At 44.8% G+C, this 22,993-nt stretch carries 23 protein-coding genes, 2 pseudogenes and 1 riboswitch; of the genes and pseudogenes, 10 read left to right on the forward strand and 15 right to left on the reverse strand.

Features of this window, described 5'->3' with window-relative positions; genetic code table 11:
• Positions 1-73 precede the first annotated feature (73 nt).
• The 4 genes from AC0WRU_RS09270 to AC0WRU_RS09285 all read left to right on the forward strand — a co-directional run bounded on the left by AC0WRU_RS09270 (position 74) and on the right by AC0WRU_RS09285 (position 3,131).
• Positions 74-1,327 (forward strand): MDR family MFS transporter, encoded by a 1,254-nt coding sequence (locus AC0WRU_RS09270; RefSeq protein ID WP_476128071.1) that lies wholly within the window; start codon positions 74-76, stop codon positions 1,325-1,327.
• A gap of 20 nt (positions 1,328-1,347) precedes the next feature.
• Complete coding sequence (locus AC0WRU_RS09275; RefSeq protein ID WP_476128072.1) at positions 1,348-1,902, forward strand: nucleotidyltransferase family protein; 555 nt, start codon at positions 1,348-1,350, stop codon at positions 1,900-1,902.
• 42 nt (positions 1,903-1,944) lie between these two features.
• The gene (locus AC0WRU_RS09280; protein WP_025682653.1) at positions 1,945-2,367 is read left to right on the forward strand and encodes a GNAT family N-acetyltransferase; all 423 of its coding nucleotides are present in this window, start codon (positions 1,945-1,947) and stop codon (positions 2,365-2,367) included.
• Between the two features lie 125 nt (positions 2,368-2,492).
• The gene (locus AC0WRU_RS09285; RefSeq protein WP_476128073.1) at positions 2,493-3,131 is read left to right on the forward strand and encodes a GDSL-type esterase/lipase family protein; all 639 of its coding nucleotides are present in this window, start codon (positions 2,493-2,495) and stop codon (positions 3,129-3,131) included.
• Positions 3,132-3,226: 95 nt separating this feature from the next.
• Here the strand turns inward: AC0WRU_RS09285 and AC0WRU_RS09290 are convergent, their stop codons facing one another.
• The 5 genes from AC0WRU_RS09290 to AC0WRU_RS09310 form a co-directional block, all read right to left on the reverse strand.
• Entirely contained in the window at positions 3,227-4,108 is an 882-nt protein-coding gene (locus tag AC0WRU_RS09290) for a TetR/AcrR family transcriptional regulator (protein ID WP_476128074.1), read from the reverse strand.
• Positions 4,105-7,185 carry an efflux RND transporter permease subunit gene (locus AC0WRU_RS09295; RefSeq protein WP_476128076.1) on the reverse strand — a complete coding sequence of 1,027 codons (3,081 nt, stop codon included), beginning with the start codon at positions 7,183-7,185 and terminating at the stop codon, positions 4,105-4,107. The genes AC0WRU_RS09290 and AC0WRU_RS09295 overlap by 4 nt, the downstream gene beginning before the upstream one ends.
• Positions 7,182-8,594: an efflux RND transporter periplasmic adaptor subunit gene (locus AC0WRU_RS09300; RefSeq protein WP_476128077.1), complete on the reverse strand. Its 1,413-nt coding sequence runs from the start codon at positions 8,592-8,594 to the stop codon at positions 7,182-7,184. Before AC0WRU_RS09300 ends, AC0WRU_RS09295 begins: the two co-directional genes overlap by 4 nt.
• A 223-nt stretch (positions 8,595-8,817) precedes the next feature.
• Positions 8,818-9,495, reverse strand: a complete 678-nt coding sequence (locus AC0WRU_RS09305) for a tetratricopeptide repeat protein (RefSeq protein ID WP_476128078.1) — start codon at positions 9,493-9,495, stop codon at positions 8,818-8,820.
• 359 nt (positions 9,496-9,854) lie between these two features.
• Positions 9,855-10,064: an XRE family transcriptional regulator gene (locus AC0WRU_RS09310; RefSeq protein ID WP_476128080.1), complete on the reverse strand. Its 210-nt coding sequence runs from the start codon at positions 10,062-10,064 to the stop codon at positions 9,855-9,857.
• A gap of 267 nt (positions 10,065-10,331) precedes the next feature.
• On the opposite strand from AC0WRU_RS09310, the gene AC0WRU_RS09315 reads away from it, so the two are divergent.
• Entirely contained in the window at positions 10,332-11,774 is a 1,443-nt protein-coding gene (locus tag AC0WRU_RS09315) for a DNA-binding protein (protein ID WP_476128081.1), read from the forward strand.
• A gap of 207 nt (positions 11,775-11,981) precedes the next feature.
• Positions 11,982-12,293 carry a hypothetical protein gene (locus tag AC0WRU_RS09320; protein WP_476128082.1) on the forward strand — a complete coding sequence of 104 codons (312 nt, stop codon included), beginning with the start codon at positions 11,982-11,984 and terminating at the stop codon, positions 12,291-12,293.
• Between the two features lie 156 nt (positions 12,294-12,449).
• Here the strand turns inward: AC0WRU_RS09320 and AC0WRU_RS09325 are convergent.
• A pseudogene (locus tag AC0WRU_RS09325) lies at positions 12,450-12,656 on the reverse strand (transposase); the annotation flags it as partial.
• Between the two features lie 567 nt (positions 12,657-13,223).
• On the reverse strand, positions 13,224-13,478 hold the full coding sequence (locus AC0WRU_RS09330) for a hypothetical protein (protein WP_476128083.1): 255 nt from the start codon (positions 13,476-13,478) through the stop codon (positions 13,224-13,226).
• Between the two features lie 608 nt (positions 13,479-14,086).
• Positions 14,087-14,259, forward strand: a riboswitch (M-box (ykoK) riboswitch).
• 316 nt (positions 14,260-14,575) lie between these two features.
• Here AC0WRU_RS09330 and AC0WRU_RS09335 point away from each other — a divergent pair.
• A complete protein-coding gene (locus AC0WRU_RS09335) occupies positions 14,576-15,130 on the forward strand; it encodes a DUF1003 domain-containing protein (protein WP_071641676.1) in 555 nt (184 codons plus the stop codon).
• 148 nt (positions 15,131-15,278) lie between these two features.
• Here AC0WRU_RS09335 and AC0WRU_RS09340 read toward each other — a convergent pair whose 3' ends face one another.
• The 3 genes from AC0WRU_RS09340 to AC0WRU_RS09350 form a co-directional block, all read right to left on the reverse strand.
• Positions 15,279-15,500, reverse strand: coding sequence for a hypothetical protein (locus AC0WRU_RS09340; protein WP_476128084.1), 222 nt, complete (start codon positions 15,498-15,500; stop codon positions 15,279-15,281).
• 481 nt (positions 15,501-15,981) lie between these two features.
• Positions 15,982-16,122, reverse strand: a complete 141-nt coding sequence (locus AC0WRU_RS09345; protein ID WP_162833908.1) for a hypothetical protein — start codon at positions 16,120-16,122, stop codon at positions 15,982-15,984.
• Positions 16,123-16,164: 42 nt separating this feature from the next.
• Entirely contained in the window at positions 16,165-16,326 is a 162-nt protein-coding gene (locus AC0WRU_RS09350; protein ID WP_162833907.1) for a hypothetical protein, read from the reverse strand.
• A gap of 206 nt (positions 16,327-16,532) precedes the next feature.
• Between AC0WRU_RS09350 and AC0WRU_RS09355 the strand changes: the two are divergent.
• A pseudogene (locus AC0WRU_RS09355) lies at positions 16,533-16,871 on the forward strand (fibronectin type III domain-containing protein); the annotation flags it as partial.
• Positions 16,872-17,054: 183 nt separating this feature from the next.
• On the opposite strand, the gene AC0WRU_RS09360 reads toward AC0WRU_RS09355, so the two are convergent.
• Positions 17,055-17,195, reverse strand: coding sequence for a hypothetical protein (locus AC0WRU_RS09360; protein WP_162833908.1), 141 nt, complete (start codon positions 17,193-17,195; stop codon positions 17,055-17,057).
• Between the two features lie 473 nt (positions 17,196-17,668).
• Here AC0WRU_RS09360 and AC0WRU_RS09365 point away from each other — a divergent pair, with 473 nt between their 5' ends.
• Positions 17,669-17,803: a YjcZ family sporulation protein gene (locus AC0WRU_RS09365; RefSeq protein ID WP_476128085.1), complete on the forward strand. Its 135-nt coding sequence runs from the start codon at positions 17,669-17,671 to the stop codon at positions 17,801-17,803.
• A 394-nt stretch (positions 17,804-18,197) separates the two neighbouring features.
• On the opposite strand, the gene AC0WRU_RS09370 is transcribed toward AC0WRU_RS09365, so the two are convergent.
• The 4 genes from AC0WRU_RS09370 to AC0WRU_RS09385 all read right to left on the reverse strand — a co-directional run bounded on the left by AC0WRU_RS09370 (position 18,198) and on the right by AC0WRU_RS09385 (position 21,907).
• Positions 18,198-18,779 carry an immunity 53 family protein gene (locus AC0WRU_RS09370; protein WP_476128086.1) on the reverse strand — a complete coding sequence of 194 codons (582 nt, stop codon included), beginning with the start codon at positions 18,777-18,779 and terminating at the stop codon, positions 18,198-18,200.
• Between the two features lie 35 nt (positions 18,780-18,814).
• Positions 18,815-19,849: a C40 family peptidase gene (locus AC0WRU_RS09375; RefSeq protein WP_476128087.1), complete on the reverse strand. Its 1,035-nt coding sequence runs from the start codon at positions 19,847-19,849 to the stop codon at positions 18,815-18,817.
• A gap of 85 nt (positions 19,850-19,934) precedes the next feature.
• Positions 19,935-20,837: an N-acetylmuramic acid 6-phosphate etherase gene (gene murQ / locus AC0WRU_RS09380; protein WP_476128088.1), complete on the reverse strand. Its 903-nt coding sequence runs from the start codon at positions 20,835-20,837 to the stop codon at positions 19,935-19,937.
• 101 nt (positions 20,838-20,938) lie between these two features.
• Complete coding sequence (locus AC0WRU_RS09385) at positions 20,939-21,907, reverse strand: BadF/BadG/BcrA/BcrD ATPase family protein (protein ID WP_476128089.1); 969 nt, start codon at positions 21,905-21,907, stop codon at positions 20,939-20,941.
• A 239-nt stretch (positions 21,908-22,146) separates the two neighbouring features.
• Between AC0WRU_RS09385 and AC0WRU_RS09390 the strand changes: the two genes are divergently transcribed.
• A complete protein-coding gene (locus tag AC0WRU_RS09390) occupies positions 22,147-22,989 on the forward strand; it encodes a MurR/RpiR family transcriptional regulator (RefSeq protein ID WP_476128090.1) in 843 nt (280 codons plus the stop codon).
• Positions 22,990-22,993 lie beyond the last annotated feature (4 nt).

Below are 22,993 nucleotides of genomic sequence, written 5' to 3' on the forward strand. Positions count from 1 at the left end.
GCACACAGATGGAAGAGCTGTGCGCAAGTTTTTTTCTGGAGACAGGGCGGAGAAGGAGACATAGATAACAGATATGAAAGAACAGCTTCGTTCGATTCACCCACTGGCCTGGACGATTATTGCGGGTACTATATTTGGCAGGATGGCGACATCCATGAGTATCCCGTTTTTGTCCATTTATTTGACTACCCGCTTGGGGGTATCCCCTTTTCATACAGGGGTGATCGTATCGGTCAGTTCATTAGTTGGTATTTTTGCCAGCTTTTACGGTGGATATATTTCCGACCGGATCGGACGACGTAAAGTGATGCTGGTGTCCATCGCCAGTTGGGCACTTGTATTCGTGGCTTTTGCGTTGGCTGAAGCGGCTTGGGCCTTTTTCGTCATCAATGCTCTGAATGGACTGTGCAGATCCTTGTTCGAGCCAACCTCGCGGGCGCTGTTATCAGATGTAACCCCCAAGGAGAAAAGACTGCTTATCTACAATATGAGATATGCGGCGATTAATGTAGGTGTAGTGGCAGGGCCATTGCTTGGTTTGATGTTGGGATCGGCATCCTCGGGTACACCGTTTATGGTAGCGGCTGGTGTGTATGCGTTGTACGGGGTGTTGCTGTTGATCCAATTTACTCGGTATGCATCAGATCTGCATTCAGGGACAACGGCGGGAGAGGCTCCACTGCGGATGGGCGAGGCGTTCCGTACAGCCAGCCGTGATCCGGTGTTTATGCCAATTTTGCTGGGGACGATATTTTGCGTCATGGGCTATGCTCATTCCAATTCCACGATGCCTCAATTCTTGTCCTTATCCTTCGAGGAAGGGACCCGGTGGTTTACATACATGCTTACAGTCAACGCGGTGTGCGTATTGGCTTTTCAATATCCGCTGGTACGACTGGCAAGCCGTTTTTCCCCGGTGAATTCCTTGATTGCAGGAAATATATGTATTGCAGTCAGCCTGTTACTGTGCGGTATGTTAAATTCGGGCTGGATGTTCATACTGGATATGGTGCTGTTTACAGTGGGTGAAGTGCTGTTGTTCACGATGCTGGACGTATTGATTGACCAAATTGCAGATGCTCAATATAAAGGGACCTACTTCGGTACGATTGGCTTTAATAATCTGGGTAGCGTGCTTGCTCCATTGTTTGGTGGCTGGCTGCTGGATACCTATGGTCAAACAGCGCCGCTTGCCGTTTTTGTTCCGGTTGCGCTGTCGGTCGTGCTTGGCATTCCGTTCCTGCTGGTCGCACGCCGCCGTCTGGCGCAGCGTACAGCCCGGATCGCGGCTCAAGGAGGGGAGTCCGTCCAGCAACTGTCATCATAAAAAAGGGAGCTGAGTGCAGGATGAAGTCGGAAGAAGATGTGCTACGAATCATACAATATATGAATGATCCGCAGGTGCTGGAAGATTTGCGCTATGTGCGAGAGCTGAGGCTGCCGCAGGGCTGTATTGCCGCAGGTTATGTACGTAATCGGGTATGGGACAAGCTGCATGGTTATACGACTCCTACGCCTTTGAATGATATAGATGTTATTTATTTTGACCCGAAAAATACGCTGGAGGAACGGGATGAGCACCTTGAGCTGTCCTTGAACCGCAAGCAGGCGGGACGCAACTGGTCTGTCAAAAATCAGGCGCGGATGCATCTTCGCAACGGGACAGCTCCTTATGCTTCGGTAGAGGATGCGATGAGCCGCTGGCCGGAGACGGCTACGGCAGTAGCGGTTAGATTGAATGACGAGGATCAAATGGAGGTCGTTTGTCCGCACGGATTAAAGGATCTGCTGGATATGCGGGTACGCCAAAGTCCATTGTTCCGCCATACGACGGCTTTTCGTCAGCGTGTATTTGAGAAGCAGTGGCTGGATAACTGGCCGTTGCTTATGTTGGAGAACTAGAGTGTAATCCCCATTTCAGGTTATAAGGAGCGACGATGAACCATGTTTAAAAATATAAAAGCAGATTCGGATCGTGAGGAGGTTCTGGAGCTGCTAACCTACGCCGTGCTGGATCATCCTGAACGCGGAGAGGCAGCTTTACGTACTTACCAAGCTTCGGATGACTGGAAGCTGTTCGGTGTGGAAGATGAAGGACTTATTGTAGGTATTGTCGGATTTAAGGAGCAGGAGGATGGAACAACTGTAATCCGGCATCTGGCCGTGTTGCCCGAAAATCGTCATAGAGGATATGCCAGAGGTATGCTGCTTACCCTCATTCAGGAACGTAATCCGAAACGGCTCACCGTGGATACGGACGCGGAAGGGGCAGACTTTTTCCGTAATGTGGGCTTTGCCGTATATGGGTCGGAGGACTTGTCCGAGGGCGGGCAATTTCATTGTGTGTATGAAATGGACGAAGAATAAGCGAATCACGGGGTCCCGCGTCTCTTTTTTTACATAAGATATGTTATGTCGGGAATTGACATCATGCTCATGTAAAAGTTGAAGTGCCTTTGGTTGCAAAGGCATTAGCGGGGAGGTGGGTTCCAATGGGTTACCACTACACAGCTATAGGAGATTCATTAACGACAGGTGCAGGGACGCTGCTGACTGGCGGATTTGTGCCTACCTATCGACGAATGGCGGAAAAACGTCTTCGTACTCCAGTCAGTTACGAGAATTTGGGGATCAACGGACTGACATCGCAGGAGCTGCTGGCGATGGTACGCAACAATCAACTCTTTCGGTCGGCGTTGAGCCGGGCTGAACTCATAACGGTGACGATCGGCGGGAATGATCTGCGCCCATACGCCAGCGCTATTGCTGGAGGCTCCGGTTCGTCTGCGTCGTCCATTCCGCAAGCACTGAACCGCACGAAGGAACATGTACGCCAAATCGTACATGCCCTGTATCAAATAAAATTCGGCCAGCGTGAGCCATGCATCATTCGGATGGTAGGGCTGTATAATCCTTTTCCGGGCGTGAGGGAGGCGGGAATATATGTGCGCCAATATAACTCATTTCTCGCTACGCTGGGCGGTCCGAATTACCGGGTGGCGAACATTTACCCTGCGTTTGAGGGCTACGAACGGGAACTGCTCTCGCTGGATCGGGTGCACCCGAACAGCCGCGGCTATCGCGTCATTGCGGAGGAGCTGGATCGGCTTGGCTATGCGCCATTGCGGTGAGCGTAGAAGGGTATGTGCAAAAGAAAAAAGAGGTCCATCATGGCAGTAGTATCTGACCATAGTGGACCTCTTTATCTTTAGCTGAACTGAACCCTTTAAATTTCTAAAATAGCTTTCAGCTTGGTACAGTCTTCCTGTAACGCAGGTAACTGCTCCAAAAAGAGAAGAAGGGCTTTAACGTGGGCTGTCTCCACGTTTTGTTCGGACAGTTCGCCCTGTAGCCTGCTTAATATTTGCATATGTTCATTCTGGATGGCTTCATCTAATTCGATTGGTTTCAAGACTGCGTCCATATGTTGAAGCACATAGGCGATTTGTCTTCCTTTGGTCCAGATATGATCAGAGTCTTCATATAATCCGGAATCGAGGCCCCACATAATTTGATGTTGAACATCAGGGCTCAGCATTCCTTGTGCCAGCATATCCGTAATGCTGACGATAAATTCAGCTAGTGTTTGATGCTCCGTCGAGGACAGCTCTGAATCGCTCATTCGGAAGGAATTGATAATCATGCTTTTGACGACAAAAACAATATCGTACGCATAGTCATGTATGGACTCTCCATAAGCATCTATTAAGAAATCGACCATCAGGCTGGATAAATTATGCTCAAGACGATCAATAGCATGCGCAATTTTTTCTTCCTTGGAACCGATTAAAGGGACGGAGTATACCAGCAAATGAATTCTGTTCTTGTAGATCCGGCCCAGCGCAATCAAGTAAAGCTGTCTCAATTTTTCCCGGGCAGGGAGCTGATGCTTGAGATTTAGTTCCTTAGCATCTTTATCGAGAAGTTTTTCAATCAGGGCAATCGTCCCTAGCAGCAGTTCTTCCTTGCTTTGAAAGTATTTATAAAAAGAAGCCTTCACCATCCCGCTTTCGCGGGCAATTTCATCCACCGAGGTGGCATCGTACCCTTTTTCAGAAAACAGGGAAAGGGCGGCAAATATAATATCATCACTCGTTATTTTTTTCATTGTACCCCCAATTTTTTACTCTGTCTTTTTAATTTCCAGCGGGCAATAACCATATACAGGGACGGAACCACAAACATCGTAAGAATGGTCGAGTACATCAATCCAAACATAATGGTGTACGACAGAGGTCTAAACATATGTTCCCCAATCAGTGCAATTGGAAGCAGACCGACAATGGCTGTCACCGAAGTAAGCAGGATCGGACGAAAACGTGCCTTGGTCGCTGCAATTACCGCTTCTTTCAGTTCTACTCCTTCACGTCTTGCATCCTCGATAAACTCAATCAGCACAATGCCGTTACGTACGACAATACCTGCCAAGGTCATTAAGCCCAATACGCCCATAAAAGTGATCGGTGTATTCAGGAGGAACAGGCCCAGAAATCCGCCCACGGCTGCCATATACACAGTAGTCAGAATGATGAACGGGATCGAGAAGGAATAGAATTGCAAGAATATAAGCATGAAGATTAACAGAATGACGACAACATATAACAATCCTATTTCTGATAAAATGTCATCCTGACCTGAAATTTCTCCGCCGATTTCCCAAGAGTACCCTGGAGGGAATTTAATGTCTTCCAATTTAAGTTTCACATCATTCATGACTTCTGAAGCTGTACGCCCACGAACATCAGCATTTACAGTAATCGAACGCTTTAAATTATAATGGTTAATTTTTTGCGTTGCAAAGGATGGCTTTAATTCTGTTAGTTGGGACAAAGGTATTTGAACACCATTGGCATTAGTTACATTCAATTGCTGAAACAAAATCTCAGGATTTGGGTCTGCTTGACTCAGTTTCAGCTTAATATTGATCAAATCTTTCCCCGTATCAAATCGGCTAAAGCTCACGCCATTACCCATTAATAAAAGTGTGCGTGTCAGATCATTATTGCTGACCTGATATTGATCCATCGCTTGTTTGTTGATTTGAAAATCCAGCGTATAGCCTTCGTTTTCCATATCATCCTGAACGTCCTGCGTTCCTTCTATAGACATAATGTCTTCTTTTAACTGTTGAGACAAGGATCGTAGCTGATCCACATTATTACCTAAAATCCGAATGGAAATCGGCTTTCCGAGAGGCAGTCCCACCTTGGCTATTTTCAGGGAGATGGATTGACCCGGATAGCGATCTTTTAAGACGGTGGACCATTTCTCTGCCATTTCATCCGGATCGAACTCGCCTTCTTCCCCAACAATAGCAATCTGCCCCAAGGTTGTACCTGTTTTGGCCTCAGCGGTCATATCTTGAAACAACGGAGGAGCATCGCCGCCAGCCGCATAGCTGATCGTACGCACATGAGGCTGTTGCTTCACCCATTTGGCAATATCCTCGGTGACCCGCTTGGTTTCTTCTATAGAAGTACCTGTCGACATCCGTACATTAATGCTTAATTGCGGATCGTTGGTTCTGGGGAACAGATCAATCGGAATAAAAGCAAGTACGCCATACAGTGAGGTGCTGATCAATAATCCTAATGCAGCATATAATCCAGGTCGCTTAATCACTTTAGGAATAAGCTTGTCGGCATATGCGTTACGAAGATCATCAATTTGTTTGCCCAGAAGTCCGGGCGGCTTCATGGTGGAGTTGTCTGACTCTTGGCTTCGTTGACCGTACCATTCTCTAAAAATCGGAATGACGGTAAAGGACATGAGCATGGAAGCCAATAATGTGAAAATAACAGCAAACGGTAACGGTTTGATAAAGGAGCCTGCATCGCCTGACATAAAGAACAGCGGGGCGAAGGAGGCTACTGTCGCCAAGGTTGCAGTCAGAATGGAAATGGAAACTTCCTTCGTTCCTTTTAGTGCGGCTATCGTGGGACTTTCCCCCATCGTTAGCATCCTGCGCTCAATATTATCATTAACCACCACAGCATCATCGACTAGAATCCCCATTACAATAATTAAGCCAATGACCGTAACCTGATTCAATGTTATTCCGAGCATAGGGAGAATAATGAGACCTATGGCGATTGAAATAGGAATAGCCAGTGCCACAAAAGACGATGTAATCAGATTCAAGCCCAATGTACATACGATCACAACCGCCGCAATAGCAAACAGCAATTCACGAGTCAAACCATGAAAAATATGACCAATCCGGTCTGTTTGTGAAAATAACGTGTTCAACTGAAAGGTATTAGGCAGATCTGGTTTTAACACCTGCATTTCTTCGTTCACTTTACTATAAATCGTTTCTACGTCAGAGCCGGTGTTACCGTTTATCGTTAGTGTAATGGCTGGTTTACCATTAAAAAAAGCCATGTAGCTGCTGGTATTATGCGTAAGCAAAACGCTGCCGACATCACTGAGATATACAGGCGTACCACTTTCTGTTTTGGAAATAATGACTTTACTCAAATCCTGAGCATTCTTGGACTGCGTCACATTCATTCGGTACGTGCGTTCATCGTAATCCAGATTGCCTATCGGATATTGCTCATTTTCCTTTTGCACTGCACTCATAAGTTGTTCCCAACTGATATGGTACTGCTGGAGCTTCTGTGCATCAATCTGAATCTGAACCTCTTGATCGGGTAATCCCTTAATCGTCACTTCTGATACACCGGGGACGGTTCTTAATTGATCTTTCCAAGACTTCACAAGATCATTTAATTGGTATAATTGCTCCGCAGAGTCCCCCGTGATGGCGTAGGAATGAATAAATACCTTGTTCAAATCATCGTAAACCACAGGCTTTTGAGCATCTGTAGGGAGAGACGATTGGACATCGTTCATTTTTTTACGTAATTCATCCCAAGCTTCCTTGGCATTGGCGTTGCCTTCGGTTTCAATAATAATCGTCGACAGCCCATTTTCGGATGTGGAAGAAATCTTTTTAATATGGTTGATTTCTTTCATTTTTTGTTCCAAAGGCTTTGTAACCGTTTGTTCTACTTTTTGGGGTGTAGCTCCCGGATAAAGCGTCGTGACCATAGCTGTTTTCTTAATAATATCCGGCATTTCCTGCCGTGGAAGCTGAGCAACACTATACACCCCGGCTACAATCGCCATGATAAAAATAAAGAGGGTCAGTTTTTTCTTTCGGATAAAATATGCAATCATTTACTGGTTCCCTCCGTGATCTGAAGAGGAAGTCCATTATAGATCAGGTTTACTCCGGTCGTAACCACACGATCCCCGACATTCAGCCCCTTGGTAATTTCGAGCTTGTTGTTGGATATCTGACCGACATTCACGATGGTTTTTACCGCCTTTTTATTCACTACTTTATAGACAAAGGTATCTGTACCGTTATTAATGACAGCCTTGGTCGGGAGCAAAATTTGCTCACTCTGGGTCCGTTGGCGGCCTGCCTTTACGACTTGTCCCGGGGCCCAATCATGTTGGGTGTTAGGAACAATCACTTCCACGTTGATACTGCCCGTATTGGTGTTGGTGGCCGGATAAATTTTGCTGACCGTTCCTTCTCTGTTCTCATCGTACAGTTGAAGCTGGACGGTCTGACCTTGCTTCCAGTTCGTGATTTCATGATCGGGAACAGGGAGCAGCACCTTGAGCTTGTCGATTTGTCCGATACGGTATACGGGCTGTCCTGCGCTTGCCAATTGTCCGACCGTTGACTTTTTTTCCAGAATAACGCCGGAAATCGGTGCTTTTAAAGCTGTCTTGGAGAGGGAAAGTTCGGCCTGCTTTTTGGCAATGACCGCTTGCTGGTATGCCGCAGCAGAGTTATCTTTGGAGGCTGCGGCCTGTTCCTTCGCGGCGATGGCAGATTCTTTCCCGGCTTGGGCTTGCTGTAAACTGGATGCTGCCGATTGCCGATCTTCTAATGTTGCTCCCTCCTGGATTAAGGAGAGGGCTTCTTGTGCATCCTCAAGGTCCTTGGTGGCATTAGTCAAAGCGAGCTGCGCATTTTCATAATCGTTTTTGGTTGCAGCTCCCTGATCATATAAAAGCTTGGTGCGTTCAGCGGTAGCCTGTGCTTTAGTCAAAGCGGATTGTGCTCTTTGCACTTTGGTACGCACCTGTGCTTTTTCCTGCTCTCTGGCTCCTTTATTCACTTTGTTAACTCCGGCCTGAGCTGCTGCCTTTTGCGCATCGGCGGATTGGATGGAGGCATCTGCGCTTGAAATGGCGGCTGTTGCATTTTTGATACCCGCTTGTGCTTCAAGAATGGCTGTATTGGCTTGCTCCAGTTGGAGCTGATAGCTGGATGAATCCAGCCTGGTCATAGCCTGCCCTTGGGATACGGAATCTCCCACATTTACAAGGGTATCGCGTACCAGTCCAGATAACTCAAAAGATACGGTGGTATCCTCATAGGGCTGTAATGTGCCTGAAAGGTCAAAAGACGCAGACAGCGGCTCTTTTTTAACGACCAGCGCTTCCACCTTTTGGTTTTGTTGTTCTGCTGCTTCATGACCACTCGATCCTGTAGATGAGCAAGCTGAGGTGAACAGAAGAATGAATATAGCAGATATGTAGAGACCGTGTTTCAACAAGATGATCATCCTTCCTAATTTTATACTTAATAGTTTATATATAAACTTAAGAGTTTATAAACGGATTATAGGACCCAATCTTTGGCATGTCAACAACTGTTTATAAAAAAACACCTCTCATCCTAAGGATCAAAATACCGATCCAGGTCGATGGAGGTGTTATGTGGATGAAACGTAAAAACGACCTTTCTCATGAGAGGAGAAAGGTCGTCCATATAAAATCCAGCTCTTTCTAGCCGATTAATTTACGGAATAAGCTGCGTACAGCCCACTTGCGCTCGCTTCGCTTGCGGTATTTGGGCAGAGAGCGGTAGACGGCAATCGACTGGTTAAAGGCTGCCGTGGCCTCATCCTTGCGCCCCAGCAAACGATACATCAGGCCTGTCAGATAATAGCCCTCGCTGGAGGAAGACTGAATCTCCTGAAACTGGTGGAGATAATGCAGCGCCTTGTTTACGTCACGTTCCTTGAAAGCTGCGGCTAAATGCAAATAAGGCTCACCGTATTGCACCCGCGGGTTAATATCCAGTGCTTTCAGTAAATGCGGTTCTCCACCTTCGATGTGGCCCGTATGAACCTCAGCCGTTCCCCGTGCATTCCAATAATCGGCGGAACCCTCATAGCGAGACTCGATGTTCAGCAGCAACTCCAAGGCCTGATCATATTTCTTGCTCTCGATCCAAATACGAGCCAAATCGAACTTGGCAGCCACATCGTTGGCATTTAAGGCAATCTGTTGACGCAACCGGGCAGCATTGCGCCTTCTTTTCCATGGCTTGCTGATGCTGGGTAATATACCGACAAAGCTGCGATCCAATACATAGATCACAATCAGCAGTACGAGTAACGCCAGAAACGGGTTGCCGAGCAAGCTCCATAATAGAGAGAAAATTAAAAATTTCCCGATCATTCTGCTCCCATCCTCCTGTACATGTAACGATCCATACTTTCCACATTATAGCATAGGGTCACTTTAAAGGTCATTAGCATGGTGAGGCTTCGAGGGAGCGTAAAACAGGCAGTGTGAAGTAGTGTGTTCATTTATGATGTTCGATGTACATTCTTACCAGAAAGGCGACTTTGGAACGGTGGTAGCTCTCTAACTTGGTAGGGTACTTGTACGTGCTTTTGAGATAACAGTGGGCACAAATGAATGCACCTTTGGACATAATGATAGATTCGGTCGAATGACAGAGTACACAACGTTCAGGCTTATGCTTGTAAAAATGTTGCATGTTCAAAGTCTCCCCTCATATGTACGATAGGTTTCTATGATTCTTCCTGAATGCCAAGTAGTTGGATTACTATTCTCCTGTGGCGCTTGGCCTTGCGGGTTCCATGAATGAGATTAGACAACCGGGCAGGCGGAATTTGATACGTCTCACAAAACGTTTTCTGATCCATCTGCCTTTCCACAAGCTTCTGCTTGATCGTCCATCCGAAGGGCGTTACAGGATGTTTTTTGTTGTTGTCCAACATGATTCACCTTCTTTTTATTATTTGCAGGAATAAATAAAGGGAAGAATTGAATTATTACTATGATGCTAATTTATTGTTTTTTTAGAATACTATGAATTACCATAATTTCTGCTCTATATTAAAAATGTGAAAAGCGAATTTCATTTGGATATTATTGATATTTATTCTAAATTGGTTGTATAATCAGGGTATTATGTAAAAAACAGTACCCATAAAATATAGGTCAATTTCGTTGTTTGGTGTATTCCGATGCTAGGAGGAAGGTTTATGGAATATGCGATTGCAATCCGTACAGAGATTCGGAAGTGTATGCAAAAAAGAGGCTATAATTTGTCGAATTTTGCAAAAGAATCAACTATTACATCCAGTCATCTTAGTTCATTGCTTAGTGAAAGACCTAGTAGGCCTTTATCGGTTCATCAACTGGATCGAATTAACTTTACTCTAAATAATCCGGAGGGTTGCTTTTATGAGTTGTATGTAGATGAATGTTTTTTGTCCGGAAAACCACATCGTAGTCGTGTAAAGCCTTTTTTGTTACGTTGCGCGGAGTTGGACAAAAAGAATTGTATAGAGCAAGTATTATCTCGTATGATGGAGGATTTGAATTATATTTCCTTGGTGTTTGAAGTTGCAGAGGAGTTGCACGCTAAAGGGGATATTCATAAGTCGCTTGTGTTTTATGAATGTGTAGCAGAACATGAGAGATATCAGCACTCCGAGCGTTTGGCAATCAGCCAATATCGGCTGTTTCGAGCAGCATTGGGAAAGGATTTAGAAAAGAATAGAGATGCGGTAACACGGTTTGCACCTTTTCGTAATCGTTTACCTGTGAATTATCAGTTGGATGGACTATTACAGTTGGGAAACATATATTTTTCTTTGAATGACTGGAAACAGTTGGGGGAAAGTGCTGATGAGTTAATCGCATTAGCTAAGATCGTATATCAGGAACAGCAACAAAGAGTAACGAGTAAGGGAAAGAAGTCCCCTTTAAAAACGGAGCGACATCTTGTTGTATATTATGGAAAAGGCTATCTAATGAGGGCAATTGCTTATGAGAAGCAAGGCCTTTATGAAGAATCTAAAAAATACATTAAAGGTTATGCTGATTTGAGCTGGTTTAAAGGTTTGGACGAGGATGCGACCAACGATGTAGAAAATTTTAAAATGTTTGCTATAGCCAACTCTTATACGCTGGATATGCTTATGGGACATGTTCACATATTACAGGAATATACCCAATATCTATTCGATCATCCGCGAGAGATTCTAACTGGTCTGGTAGTTATCATAGAAGCAGCAAACAAGTATGGATTTGCCATTGAAGAAACGCTGGCCAAATTATCAAAGAAAATGCTAGAAGAAGAGCGACGAGACGAGATTATCTCTAAGGGATGGCACTTGAAATTTCATTATCAACTTGCTGTTTATCTGTTACGCAATGGAAAGACAGAAAACGGGGCGGAAAGTATTTTTGAGATGCTGGAATCATCAATTCTATGTAACGATTTTAGTTTATTCATTCAAGGAATATCTCTTTTTGAATCTTGTAAAGATAAAGTTAGCGACTCTCAGCAAAACAAATACAGAAACCTGCTGGAGAGGATTAAAGAACACGAAAGTTTTGATTTCAGTCATCGCAACTATATTGCTCTGTTGTTGCTTGGGCTTGATAAAACGAGATCGCACTTCTCAGAGATACTATAAAGTGCTATGATTTGCTTAATAGATTTACACAAACTAATGAATAGTAGAGAGTTTGTGTGAATTCTAACTAAATTCCAACCCACATAAACTACATAATAACATCAACCCTTGCCAGCTTGTGGTAAGGGTTTTCTGCCGTCATTTATATAGGCAGAAATTAGAGATTAGTCTCGTTAAAGATATTTTTTTGTTTTGACGGATTGTAATATGAAGTGCGACACCCGCTGGAAAGATAAAACCCTACAGGAATTATCTGAAGAAATATCAAAATTCAACGAATATGATGATATTATTGCATTAGGAAGAAGATTACATTTTCATTATCATTTATCCCTGTATTATTTAGATAAAGGCTCGTCAGATCAGTGTATTCAAAATACTTTACAGAGTCTCAATTTATCAGTTACTGTTAATAACAGTAGTATGTTTTCTCAGGGAGTTGCTTTGTTTGAATTATGCAGAGAACAAGCTACAGAAGGTCAACTAAACTGTTACAAAAAAAATTTTGGAGGAGGTTAGAGTATATGAGAGGCTTAATCTCTGCCATCTTAGTAATAAGTTTCTTTAGTTTTACTTTCTGGAGTGGACAAATTTCAACTACTTTTCCTGATGCTATTATAAAGCCAATGGATCACGGTATAGGTTCCTAATTTTCAAGACTGTTATACTAATCTAGGTATGATAAGCCTGCGCTAAATCCATGACGACTACTTTGGGGGTCAGCAGAAGGAAGTTTGGGTGAAGGCAGGTATACGTCCGTAAGTCTTCTAGTTTCCGACCGGGTAGCAGGTCTAGCATCGTCTCGTCTTTGAGATTGTGGATGCTGGTATTATACGTATGTCCTTTTTCGATGGCAAAATCATCGACACCTAAAACCAGATCGGGCAGCATTGGGTATTGTGAAGTGGAATCGCTTCGATGTGAAGTTCTTCCCTAGCAATGGGGTGAATGGTTTGAATTTGTAGCTCTGGTATGTTAAGCATTCATTGATATACTGGATCTGCATCTGTCTATTCCTTTTTGTTGTTCGATGAGACTTACAACAATACAGGAGTAGCAGATGTTTTTCCATTTTCAACCTTTGTTTCTTTCGTCAAGCACTGATTATGGCTTTCTTCAATAAACTTCAAATTAGACTGCAATCAAAATCCTGATCATAAAGATAATAACTCGGAATTATGAGGTGTTGATACTTGCATAGAATATTACATACAGACACTGACCTTCTTGCAGCCTCTCTGTTCCAGTCCCACATCTACGTTGTCAGGCTGTTGGACTCAGAAATGATGGAATAGTGGACTATGGTGGAGCACTGGAGAAGTACACCCCCGAATCCATTAAAATAAACGGATCATATTTCTTTCTTAATCAATTTGAATTTAGAGTAGATATAAAGAAGGACTTCGCTGGCCTTTAGCCGGTATGGAGTCCTTCTTTATTTGCAGATTCTCATTTTTTGTTTTCATTTACTAATGAAAGTATTGGATTAAGGAATTCTTCAAAAAAGAAGCTCCCTCCCTCACCGGGCGTAGGTACTTTATTGTGATCAAAAAATTCGAAATCTTCTTTTGCTGAAATGTGATAAAACGAGCCGTTTTCCATTAATTCTCCTAAATCCTTATATTCATTTGCTGGACGGACAAAGCAAAGAACTCTAGGATATTCAAGTATATATAAGTGAGTATCAGTTAATCTGTACTCCATACAGTACCACCTCCAGAAATTATGTTATAAAATTCATAATACATTACAATGAAAAAAAATTCACAATATCAAATTACTTTTGTGAACTTTGATATGCATTTTCAAAAATCGGGTTTATTTGGTTTAGGTACTTGGGACACAATTGGAAGGAGAGGGATTGAAAAGAGGGGTTCCTTAACAAATAGAAGGGTGACCAAGAAAGTTTCTATATTGCTGATTGGGGAAAAGGCTATTATAGAACTAGAGTAAGTGGCAATATTACTACTCTGAGTAGCGGTGTAGCATACATGCTCCCTCAGAATTCGAATACAGTACCATATATGGTAAATTGATGCGATAGTAGAAAAAGTAAAAGAGCAGGAGGGGAAATACTCTCACTGCTCTTCTTTATTTGTATTTTAAAACCCCGGAGTTCTCCAGAATTTTTTTATTGAAGGATTTCTCAAACTATTCACCGAATACCTATCCTGAGATGATCAGCATGAACCATACATATAAAGTATTAAAGTCAGATATGGAACTGTTTACAGCAGCATTAAGCCAGGTAAGAGTATATATATTTGGGTTGACAGCACATTTGGACAGCAGTATGCTTGCTAAGGAAATATTGATGTCCTCGTTAGGTGAGGCTCCTATACGAACATAAGCCACTGCCCGGAAACATCGAAAGATGCCAATGGGTATAACAGGAATTGCCGGATTAAGGCTCTTCTTAATGTGGCTAAAGAACTTTGGTTCTTCTACGTCGTATAGTGCTAAAGCTCGACTTGGGGGAATCGGATATTTGCATGTTTTATTTTGCATGCAGAACGACGCCGCCCCTTCAGTTGAGCTGAGGGGCGTTTTTTTCAATGTGTTAGGTATTGGCAGTGATATGGTTCCAGTGTGAATCAGTAAAATATGGAGCCCACAACATGATAATGGGAGAGGGGTTGAACCATTCTATGAGTAGTCGAAGTTCGTCTGAACCGGATCCAGAACCAGTGAGTCTATTGGCAGTCGGGTTAAAACTAGATACCGTAATTGAGTATGGTTGCAACTCCTCTCCTACGGAGTAGTATTGGGCCTGACTGCCTTAAAACAAGGAGGCAGTCGACATGTCAAAAATGAATTTTTTTCAAAAAAAGCAGCAAAATAAAAGTGCTGCTCATATTCAAGGCTTTGATATTGAATTGAATCAGGAAAATACTCGTCGTATTGATCGGCTAGTCGATAGTTACGAAAATAGCATTCTTTCTCATTTAGATGAAGCGTACCAAAGAACGACAAGCTGGTCAGATCGTCTTGCGGATCGGATTGCATCATTCGGCGGTAGCTGGAGATTTATTACTTATTTCGCTATTTTTCTGACCATCTGGATACTCTTGAACAGCTTGCCGTTTACTCGCTTTCATTTCGATGAACCTCCATTTATCTTGTTGAACTTGTGTTTGTCCTTTATCGCAGCATTCCAGGCTCCAGTCATTATGATGAGTCAGAACCGCCAAACTGCAAGGGATAAGCATGAATCGATCATTGACTTCGCGATCAACTACAAAGCCGAACAAGAGATTGACGATATGCAGAGCCACCTTCATCGGATTGAAGGCGAACTGATTGAGATTAAAAAACTCTTACTTGTTCTAAAACAACCGAATGAAGAACACAAATGACTCTTTGGATTATATGGAGGCCCCGTAGAAAAGTTTTCACCTGAATCGATTTATATTAACGGTAAATGTTTTGATCGGAGTCAGTATCAGTTCAGGGTGGATGTGCAAAAGGACTCTACTGGTTATATACGAGTAGAGTCCTTTTGGTTTATTCCTGACCACTTCTCGTAAAAACTTTTCCAATCAACACATATATGATTAATGCAATAATCACAGCAAGACCATAGTCGATAATAAACTTAATGAGATTTTCTAATGTGAAAAATCCAGTTCCTGTGTTGTATTGAAAAAATTCTAACCTTCCGTAAGTAAGATTCCCGATGATGTTACCGATGAGCAGCGCGATGATAAATCTCCAAATGTTTTTCACCAAATACCTCCTACAAAATTATTTCGTCAAAAATAGAACTTACCATAAAACCAACTATAGTTTACCGTAGATAGTATAAATATTACATCAATGGTAAATTAATATAAAAATCAATGAGGAGTTGGAGTAGAGGGTTTCTTACAGATCCTTGGTGTTGTTGACAACTTTACTGGAGCTGTTGAAGATGCAATATATGCAGGTGCTTTGCAAGTGACCGGCAATGAAACTGCTGCCTGGTGGGTTACTAAAGCACTAATGTTGCTTTTATAGGTTATGCCCCTGTAGATACTGATACTATAAAAAGCTCTGCTAACCTTAATTGGTCAGCGGGGATTTATTCTATTATGGAAGAGTTTGAATTTAGAGTAGAGGTAAGAAGGACACCACTGGAAAATAGCCGGTTTGGAGTTCTTTTTCATTTGGCGATAGAAACTATGTAACAAAAAAAGCGGGAAGGGAATCCTCCCCGCTAAAAACATTATTAATGTTTTTTCTTTTTGACATTTACGTTGAACAGATTGGCAGCCAGCGCATTGCCACGTGCACGCGCAAACGCTTTTTGTTTTGACCAGATAGATAAGCTTTTTCTTTTCACATGGTGTTTGGAATGTCTTCTACTCATGGATATCACCTCCCTTCACAGGAAATGAAGGTACGGATGGTCTTAGTGGTGCTTTTTGCGTTTGGAAATTTTGATGTTCAGTGCATTGGTTGCCAGCGCGTTACCACTTCTTGTTCTGGCATCTGCGGATTGAAAAATTTTAACGACGAGGAATTTGTTTTTACCGACACGGTGTTTGAACGTTTTTACTCTTGTTCTGATCATCTGCATTCCCCCTTTGCTTAGGTCTGCTTTATTTATATGTCAGTGGCGATAGCGATGTATCAGCATGAATCTATTAACAGCAAAAAGAAACTATTACCTAATAGATAGATTTCCTCGGTCAAAATGCCAGTAGTCAATACGTGTTGCTGTTCCTAAAAGGATTTTTAATCACGAAATGTCCCATATAAACTTTATTAAACTCAATTGTTGTGAGTGTAAAAGTGAATGGTGTAGATTCGGAATATTCAAATGAAGCATCAGCAACTCCACAAGGAGGAGGGGGTCAACCTGATCCTGAACAACCTTCAGGTAATCGCGCAATTCTTGTAGTCACCATGACAACTGGTTTGGAAAAAGAATTCGATCTAAGTATGAAAGAGGTCAACGATTTTATTGCCTGGTATGAGGCCAAACAGGCCGGAACTGGATCGGCTTCATACGCGATCAAAAAACATGATAACAACAAAGGACCATTCAGTAGCCGTAAGGACTACATGCTGTATGATCGGATATTAACGTTTGAAGTAAGTGAATATTCAAAATAAGAATAAATCCCCGCTAATTAATTGGTCGGCGGGGATTTATTCTATTATGGAAGAGTTTGAATTTAGAGTAGAGGTAAGAAGGACACTACTGGAAAATAGCCGGTTTGGAGTTCTTTTTCATTTGGCGATAGAAACTATGTAACAAAAAAAGCGGGAAGGGAATCCTCCCCGCTAAAAACATTATTAATGTTTTTTCTTTTTGACATTTACGTTGAACAGATTGGCAGCCAGCGCATTGCCACGTGCACGCGCAAACGCTTTTTGTTTTGACCAGATAGATAAGCTTTTTCTTTTTACATGGTGTTTGGAATGTCTTCTACTCATGGATATCACCTCCCTTCACAGGAAATGAAGGTACGGATGGTCTTAGTGGTGCTTTTTGCGTTTGGAAATTTTGATGTTCAGTGCATTGGTTGCCAGCGCATTACCACTTCTTGTTCTGGGATCTGCATTCCCCCTTTGCTTAGGTCTGCTTTATTTATATGATAGTGGCAATAGCGATGTATCAGCATGAATCTATTACAGCAAAAAGAAACTATTACCTAATAGATAGATTTCCTCGGTCAAAATGCCAGTAGTCAATGCATGTTGCTGTTCCTAAAAGGATTTTTTATTCACGAAATGTCCCATATAAACTTTATTAAACTCAACATATACGAAAACAGATAGTATCGGTAAAAGGGATCTGTGGGAACTTAGCTGGAGGAGCCTTCCTTGTGCGAATTACCGTTTAGTCTAGTCAATTTCTTTATTGACACATGCCGTATAACGTATCTTAAAAATAAGAAGGAGTTCATGTGAGTGGATACGTTGGAGGAGCCGGATGTGGACATGAGCGTAAGGAAAAACATTTTGGTGCGTTCACATCGCCAACTGCAATTTTAGTACTCTTTATTCTGTTGGTTATCATCACTAAAGCCAGTTGGGTTTAATTTTTAAAGCATCGTGCCGGTAACGCCCAATCCTTGTTTCGGTATAAAAGGCTCTACCGGTATGTATCCGATAGAGCCCTAGTAATGTTTACCTGTATGCCTTTTCCTCTAATGTAGTCATATATTATGTTGTATTACAAATAAAGGAGGTTCAAGCCATGGGTGGATATGAAGGTGTAGCAGGTTATGGTGGACATTTCCTTGATAATCTGGATTTAAAACATAACCCATTTCTGCGTTAGTATCTTTAACATGAATACCAATACCGCCGATCAGGATTCCATCGTTTTTCAGACAATGGCTAGTTCGTAATCTTGTCTTGGCTGTTCCTGCTGTGAAGCTAGAACTTGTTCTATATACGCCTTTGTAGCTTCTTCTGTATTCGGTCCCCATGCTATGTGCCTAGTGACTTCAGGCAGTGAAGTGTACGTATGTATATTTTCCCAATCGGATCTGCAAATATCACACGAATGATGAGCCGATTTGTCTCAATTTGCACCTGTCTATATTCCAAAGACTCTCCCCGGTTTTTAAAAACAATTAACAACTCATTCAAATTTTGTACGCCACCGTAGCCTTTAAAGGTTGTCCCCGCCATCTTATAATGAATCCAATTGGATTCACTTCGTTCCATAGATATCGGTTCAAAATCTTTTTCAGCCAGTATCGTTCCTTCTAGATCAATGAATATAGACCAATCTGGATTATCCAGTGTGAAAATCTGTATCCCCTCTGCATGTTCCCAATTGTGTCTGAGCTCAAGTCCTATGCAGTTAAAGAGATTAGTTCCTTCCCATATGAGAAGATGGTACGAATTACGTGTCGAACAATGGGAACGAATCAAGACCTCTTGCCGCCTGAACGCAAACCCCAAGGGAGGCGTCCGGCAAAAGGCAATCAGAAGATAATGAATGGGTGTTCTGGGTGGCACAATCAGGAGCACCATGGCGGGATCTGCCTGACCATTACGGGCCATGGAAAAGCCTGCTGTTATTCGCTGCCCGGGTCGTCCTAAAAAAGCCTGCGGGCCGTTACGAACCGTTTCTGCCATTTGTCGTCAAGCGTGTCAAAATGAACGCCGCGTTCTTTGGAGAACGTATGCAGCAATTTGTTGTTCCCTGCATAGATAGCCACATGGCCGATCTCCAGCCCGCGTGCGCTGAAGAACAGCAGGTCACCTTTGCGCAGCTCGTTCAGCCCGACCTTCCGGCCTTCTTTAGCCTGATCGTAAGAGACACGGGGGAGGTCGATGGAGAGCGTATGCCGGAACACTTCCCCCACAAAAGAAGAACAATCAAAGGTCGATGTCTGGCCGGTTGCTGCGCCGAATTCATAAGGGGTACCGAGGAATTTCTCCCCGTAGGCGATCAGTTCATCTCCCTGCCGTTCCGCCAGGGATGGGCTGGTATAATCGCTGTATTTTGGTTTTGCCGATATGTATCCGGTCAGGTTGTCTTTAGTGCGTACTTCCAGCCAGAGGGCATTGACCTCGCGGATGACATGAACCTTTTCGCCGCCTGAAATAAGCCGCTGGGAATGGGAAGCTCCCGATGAATCCGGCTCGCTGCGCAGGTTGACCCCGGAAAGGACTGTTGTGAAAAAATCGTTCCTGGAGACAATCCGGATCGTCCGGGTCAGGGCATCCCACTTCACTGTGCTTCCAAGTGCTTCGCTTACAAAACGCAGTGGAATCATCGTGTTGCCCTCAACAATCCGTCCGGGAACATTCAGGGACAGCGGATTGCCGTTTAGGGTGGCGGTGAGTTCTCCGATGCGGTAGGTCAGCACCGTGTCGTTTTTGGTTGCCGTTACGGTTTTGCTGGATCCGTTCCAGGAAAGTCCGGCTCCTTGCACCTCAAACAACTGGCGCATGGGGACGAGCGTTGTCCCGCTCAGCAGCAGCGGCTGGGCGGCAAGCTGAAGCGGGCGGTCGTCCAGATAGACGGCCGTCACTGGAGTCAGCGGCACCGACTCCGCATAAGACGGATTCGCTTGGAGCAGCGACACAGCCAGCAGAGCCAGCGATACTCCCTTGTTGATGGTCATGCTGTCATCACCTCGTTGTTAATATGTTCATCTAAGTTGTACGAGGCTGCTTCCAATTAGTTGTGTACCAAATATTGGGGCAATTCTAGTTTTCCTCCAAAGCGCCGTGCACGAATCCGTCCGCCGCCGTCAACCGGCGGCGTGCTTCGGCAGCGTCAACTCCAGCCAGAAGCATAACAATCGCCGTCTTCACATGGCCTTCCGATTCATGGAAGGCTTGTTCAATTTGCTCTCCAGAGGCATCTGTAGCCAGTTCGATAATGCGCTTGGCCCTGTAGACCAGCTTCTCGTTGGAGGGATTCAAATCGACCATCAGATTCCGGTACACTTTGCCGATACGGATCATTGCCGTTGTGGTCAGCATGTTCAGAATCATTTTTTGCGCCGTTCCCGATTTCATTCGCGTCGAGCCCATGACGACCTCAGGACCGACAACGGCTTCAATCGTCAGCTTGCCGAGCCTGGCCATCGGTGTCCCGTAGTTGTTGCAGAGGCCGATAACCACCGCGCCCCGTTCTCCGGCGCGTTTCATCGCGCCGAGCACATAAGGCGTACGTCCGCTGGCGGCAATGCCGATGACGACATCGCTCGCGCCGATTCCGGCATCATCGATATCGGAGGCGCCCAACTCCTCGCTGTCCTCTGCGCCTTCGACCGGATCCTTGACGGCCCGGAAGCCGCCGGCGATTAAGCCCTGCACCATCTCGGGGTTCGTCCCGTAGGTCGGCGGGCACTCCGAGGCGTCAAGAATGCCGATTCTCCCGCTCGTTCCGGCGCCGACGTAGAATAGCCTGCCGCCGCTGCGGAACGCCTCCACGATAAAGTCGGCTGCTTCGGCAATCTGCGGAATCAGACTGTGGATTACCTCGGCGACCTGGCGGTCTTCGTTGTTAATTAGATGCATGATTCCGGCGGAATCGAGATGGTCGATTGCATTTGTTTTGTCATTGGGCTGCTCTGTGATCAAACTGCCTAAAATATGGTTCATGAGGTTCTTCCTCCTACCAGTCTAGTATACTGAGTATTTTGCATAATCTCCCAAGCCGCATTTCGATCGAATATGCAAAATCCTGTTTCTCTGTATTGAAGCTACAACAGGGCAGATGGGGGTTCGTCCTGTCGCCCGTCCGCCAGTTCGCGGGCCAGCCGCGCCGCTCCGACCGAAGGCGGCGCTCCCCGGCTCCCGTCAACAAAAACCAGCCCGCCGAATGACTCCTGCAGCCTGCCGCACAGCACTTCGCGGAAGAGCGGCGCGTATCTGAACATTGAGCCGCTGAGCACGGCCTGCCCCTGCTGGAGTGCGGGCGATCTGCGCAGCAGCGCTGCCGCCGTATCCGCGAGCGCTTCGGCTTCGCTTACAAGAATGCCAGCGGCGGCATCATCTCCCTGCGTGGCGGCCTGAACGCAGATTTTGGCGAAGGCGGCAATCTGCGCTTTGCTGTGGGCAGGGTTATAGATGTAACCCTTCAAGTCGGTAATCTGCTGAAATCCATACTCCCGCATAATCATATCGGTCATTATGGTCGGTGGATGAATGGAGTCAAAGCTGCGCATGACCGTTTTCAGCGTACGCAGGCCGACCTGGTAGCCGCTGCCTTCATCGCCCAGATAATGTCCCCAGCCGCCGGTGCGCAGGCGGGAACCGTCCGGGAGATAACCGTAGCAGATGGAGCCTGTGCCCGAGATGATGAGCGCTCCGGAACGGCTGCCTAGTGCGGCCATCAGGGCAATCTCTCCTTCGGAACGCACGAACACCGGAAGGACAAGCCCCCGTTCTAACAGATGCTGCTGAACAGAGCTTTGAAGCAGATCACATTCTTCCTTGGTATCGAAACCTGACATACCAAGACAGATGGAAGCGCAATCTTCAACTTTTGACTGTAATTGTTCCAATACTCCGTCAATAACTGACATGACTTCTGTAAGCGCTACCTCGAATCCGACGCTATGCGGATTCGAGGGCCCTCCGGTACAGCGGGCCAGCAGGGCTCCCTGTTCGTCCAAAGCGGCTGCATCGGTCTTTGTGCCACCTCCATCAAGGCCTACATACACTTTCATCGATCAATCACCACTTTGATTTTTTTCTAATTATATGGGAAACCTCGTTTAAAGTAAAATAAAATTTCACATGAAAAATATTAGTTGAAATTTTATTTCACTACTCATATAATGAATTCAATCCAATGTTTTGGAAGGATAACAAACCTTTTATGTTATTTAATCTAACATTTAGACATGAAGGTATTTTTCGAACATCATTTGCAAAATACCACTTTATAGGGAGGTGCTTGCTTTCAATGAATGGCGGCTTAATTCGTCTGCGGGAATTGCATGAATCGCTCAGTCCGTCTGAGCACAAGATTGCCGCGTATATTTTGCAGAATCCGGATGAGATGATCCATTTGTCCATTGCCGAGCTGGCTGCAAAAAGCGGCTCCAGTCAGGCAGCCATTGTCCGGCTATGCAAGACGATCGGATTCAAGGGGTACCAGGAGCTTAAAATCAAAGTCGCCGGCGATTTACAAGGAAGAGATTCAGGAATCGTTGGCTATCAGGAAATTCGTCCGAACGATACCATTGCCGCGATTATGCAGAATGTTTCGAACAATAACATCCAATCGATCCGCGATACGCTGAAAATTCTGGATGAAGAGATGGTGGAGCGGGCGGTGGAGGCGATTGACCGGGCGAAGCGGATTTACTTTTTTGGAGTGGGTGCTTCGAACCTTATTGCAATGGATGCCCAGCAGAAGTTTTTGCGGATCAACAAAACGAGCTTTTCGTTCGCCGACCCGCATGTGCAGCTTACCAGTGCCATAACGGCAACCGCCGAAGATACGGCCGTGTGCATTTCGTACTCTGGCGAGACAAAAGAAGTAATCCGCGCCGCGTCCATCGTCAAAGAGAACGGCGGCACCGTGATCAGCATCGCCAAATACGGCAATTCCACCTTAAGCCGGAACGCAGACATACCGCTGTGCACCTCCGCCACCGAAAATGAAATCCGCAGCGGAGCGATGGCATCGAGAATTACCCAGCTCAATCTGGTCGATATACTGTATCTCGCCGTCGCCAGCCGGAATTACGAGCAATCCGTCACTTATCTGGAGAGAAGCAGGCAGCATATCAAACAGCTGTAGCGCC

The organism is Paenibacillus sp. 1-8 (genome assembly GCF_056316205.1).

Coding starts and splice junctions, on each gene's coding strand:
- AC0WRU_RS09270 (WP_476128071.1), top strand. CDS start 74: ATGAAAGAACAGCTTCGTTCGATTCACCCACTGGCCTGGACGATTATT.
- AC0WRU_RS09275 (WP_476128072.1), top strand. CDS start 1,348: ATGAAGTCGGAAGAAGATGTGCTACGAATCATACAATATATGAATGAT.
- AC0WRU_RS09280 (WP_025682653.1), top strand. CDS start 1,945: ATGTTTAAAAATATAAAAGCAGATTCGGATCGTGAGGAGGTTCTGGAG.
- AC0WRU_RS09285 (WP_476128073.1), top strand. CDS start 2,493: ATGGGTTACCACTACACAGCTATAGGAGATTCATTAACGACAGGTGCA.
- AC0WRU_RS09290 (WP_476128074.1), bottom strand. CDS start 4,108: ATGAAAAAAATAACGAGTGATGATATTATATTTGCCGCCCTTTCCCTG.
- AC0WRU_RS09295 (WP_476128076.1), bottom strand. CDS start 7,185: ATGATTGCATATTTTATCCGAAAGAAAAAACTGACCCTCTTTATTTTT.
- AC0WRU_RS09300 (WP_476128077.1), bottom strand. CDS start 8,594: ATGATCATCTTGTTGAAACACGGTCTCTACATATCTGCTATATTCATT.
- AC0WRU_RS09305 (WP_476128078.1), bottom strand. CDS start 9,495: ATGATCGGGAAATTTTTAATTTTCTCTCTATTATGGAGCTTGCTCGGC.
- AC0WRU_RS09310 (WP_476128080.1), bottom strand. CDS start 10,064: ATGTTGGACAACAACAAAAAACATCCTGTAACGCCCTTCGGATGGACG.
- AC0WRU_RS09315 (WP_476128081.1), top strand. CDS start 10,332: ATGGAATATGCGATTGCAATCCGTACAGAGATTCGGAAGTGTATGCAA.
- AC0WRU_RS09320 (WP_476128082.1), top strand. CDS start 11,982: ATGAAGTGCGACACCCGCTGGAAAGATAAAACCCTACAGGAATTATCT.
- AC0WRU_RS09330 (WP_476128083.1), bottom strand. CDS start 13,478: ATGGAGTACAGATTAACTGATACTCACTTATATATACTTGAATATCCT.
- AC0WRU_RS09335 (WP_071641676.1), top strand. CDS start 14,576: ATGTCAAAAATGAATTTTTTTCAAAAAAAGCAGCAAAATAAAAGTGCT.
- AC0WRU_RS09345 (WP_162833908.1), bottom strand. CDS start 16,122: ATGAGTAGAAGACATTCCAAACACCATGTGAAAAGAAAAAGCTTATCT.
- AC0WRU_RS09350 (WP_162833907.1), bottom strand. CDS start 16,326: ATGATCAGAACAAGAGTAAAAACGTTCAAACACCGTGTCGGTAAAAAC.
- AC0WRU_RS09360 (WP_162833908.1), bottom strand. CDS start 17,195: ATGAGTAGAAGACATTCCAAACACCATGTAAAAAGAAAAAGCTTATCT.
- AC0WRU_RS09370 (WP_476128086.1), bottom strand. CDS start 18,779: ATGGCCCGTAATGGTCAGGCAGATCCCGCCATGGTGCTCCTGATTGTG.
- AC0WRU_RS09375 (WP_476128087.1), bottom strand. CDS start 19,849: ATGACCATCAACAAGGGAGTATCGCTGGCTCTGCTGGCTGTGTCGCTG.
- murQ (WP_476128088.1), bottom strand. CDS start 20,837: ATGAACCATATTTTAGGCAGTTTGATCACAGAGCAGCCCAATGACAAA.
- AC0WRU_RS09385 (WP_476128089.1), bottom strand. CDS start 21,907: ATGAAAGTGTATGTAGGCCTTGATGGAGGTGGCACAAAGACCGATGCA.
- AC0WRU_RS09390 (WP_476128090.1), top strand. CDS start 22,147: ATGAATGGCGGCTTAATTCGTCTGCGGGAATTGCATGAATCGCTCAGT.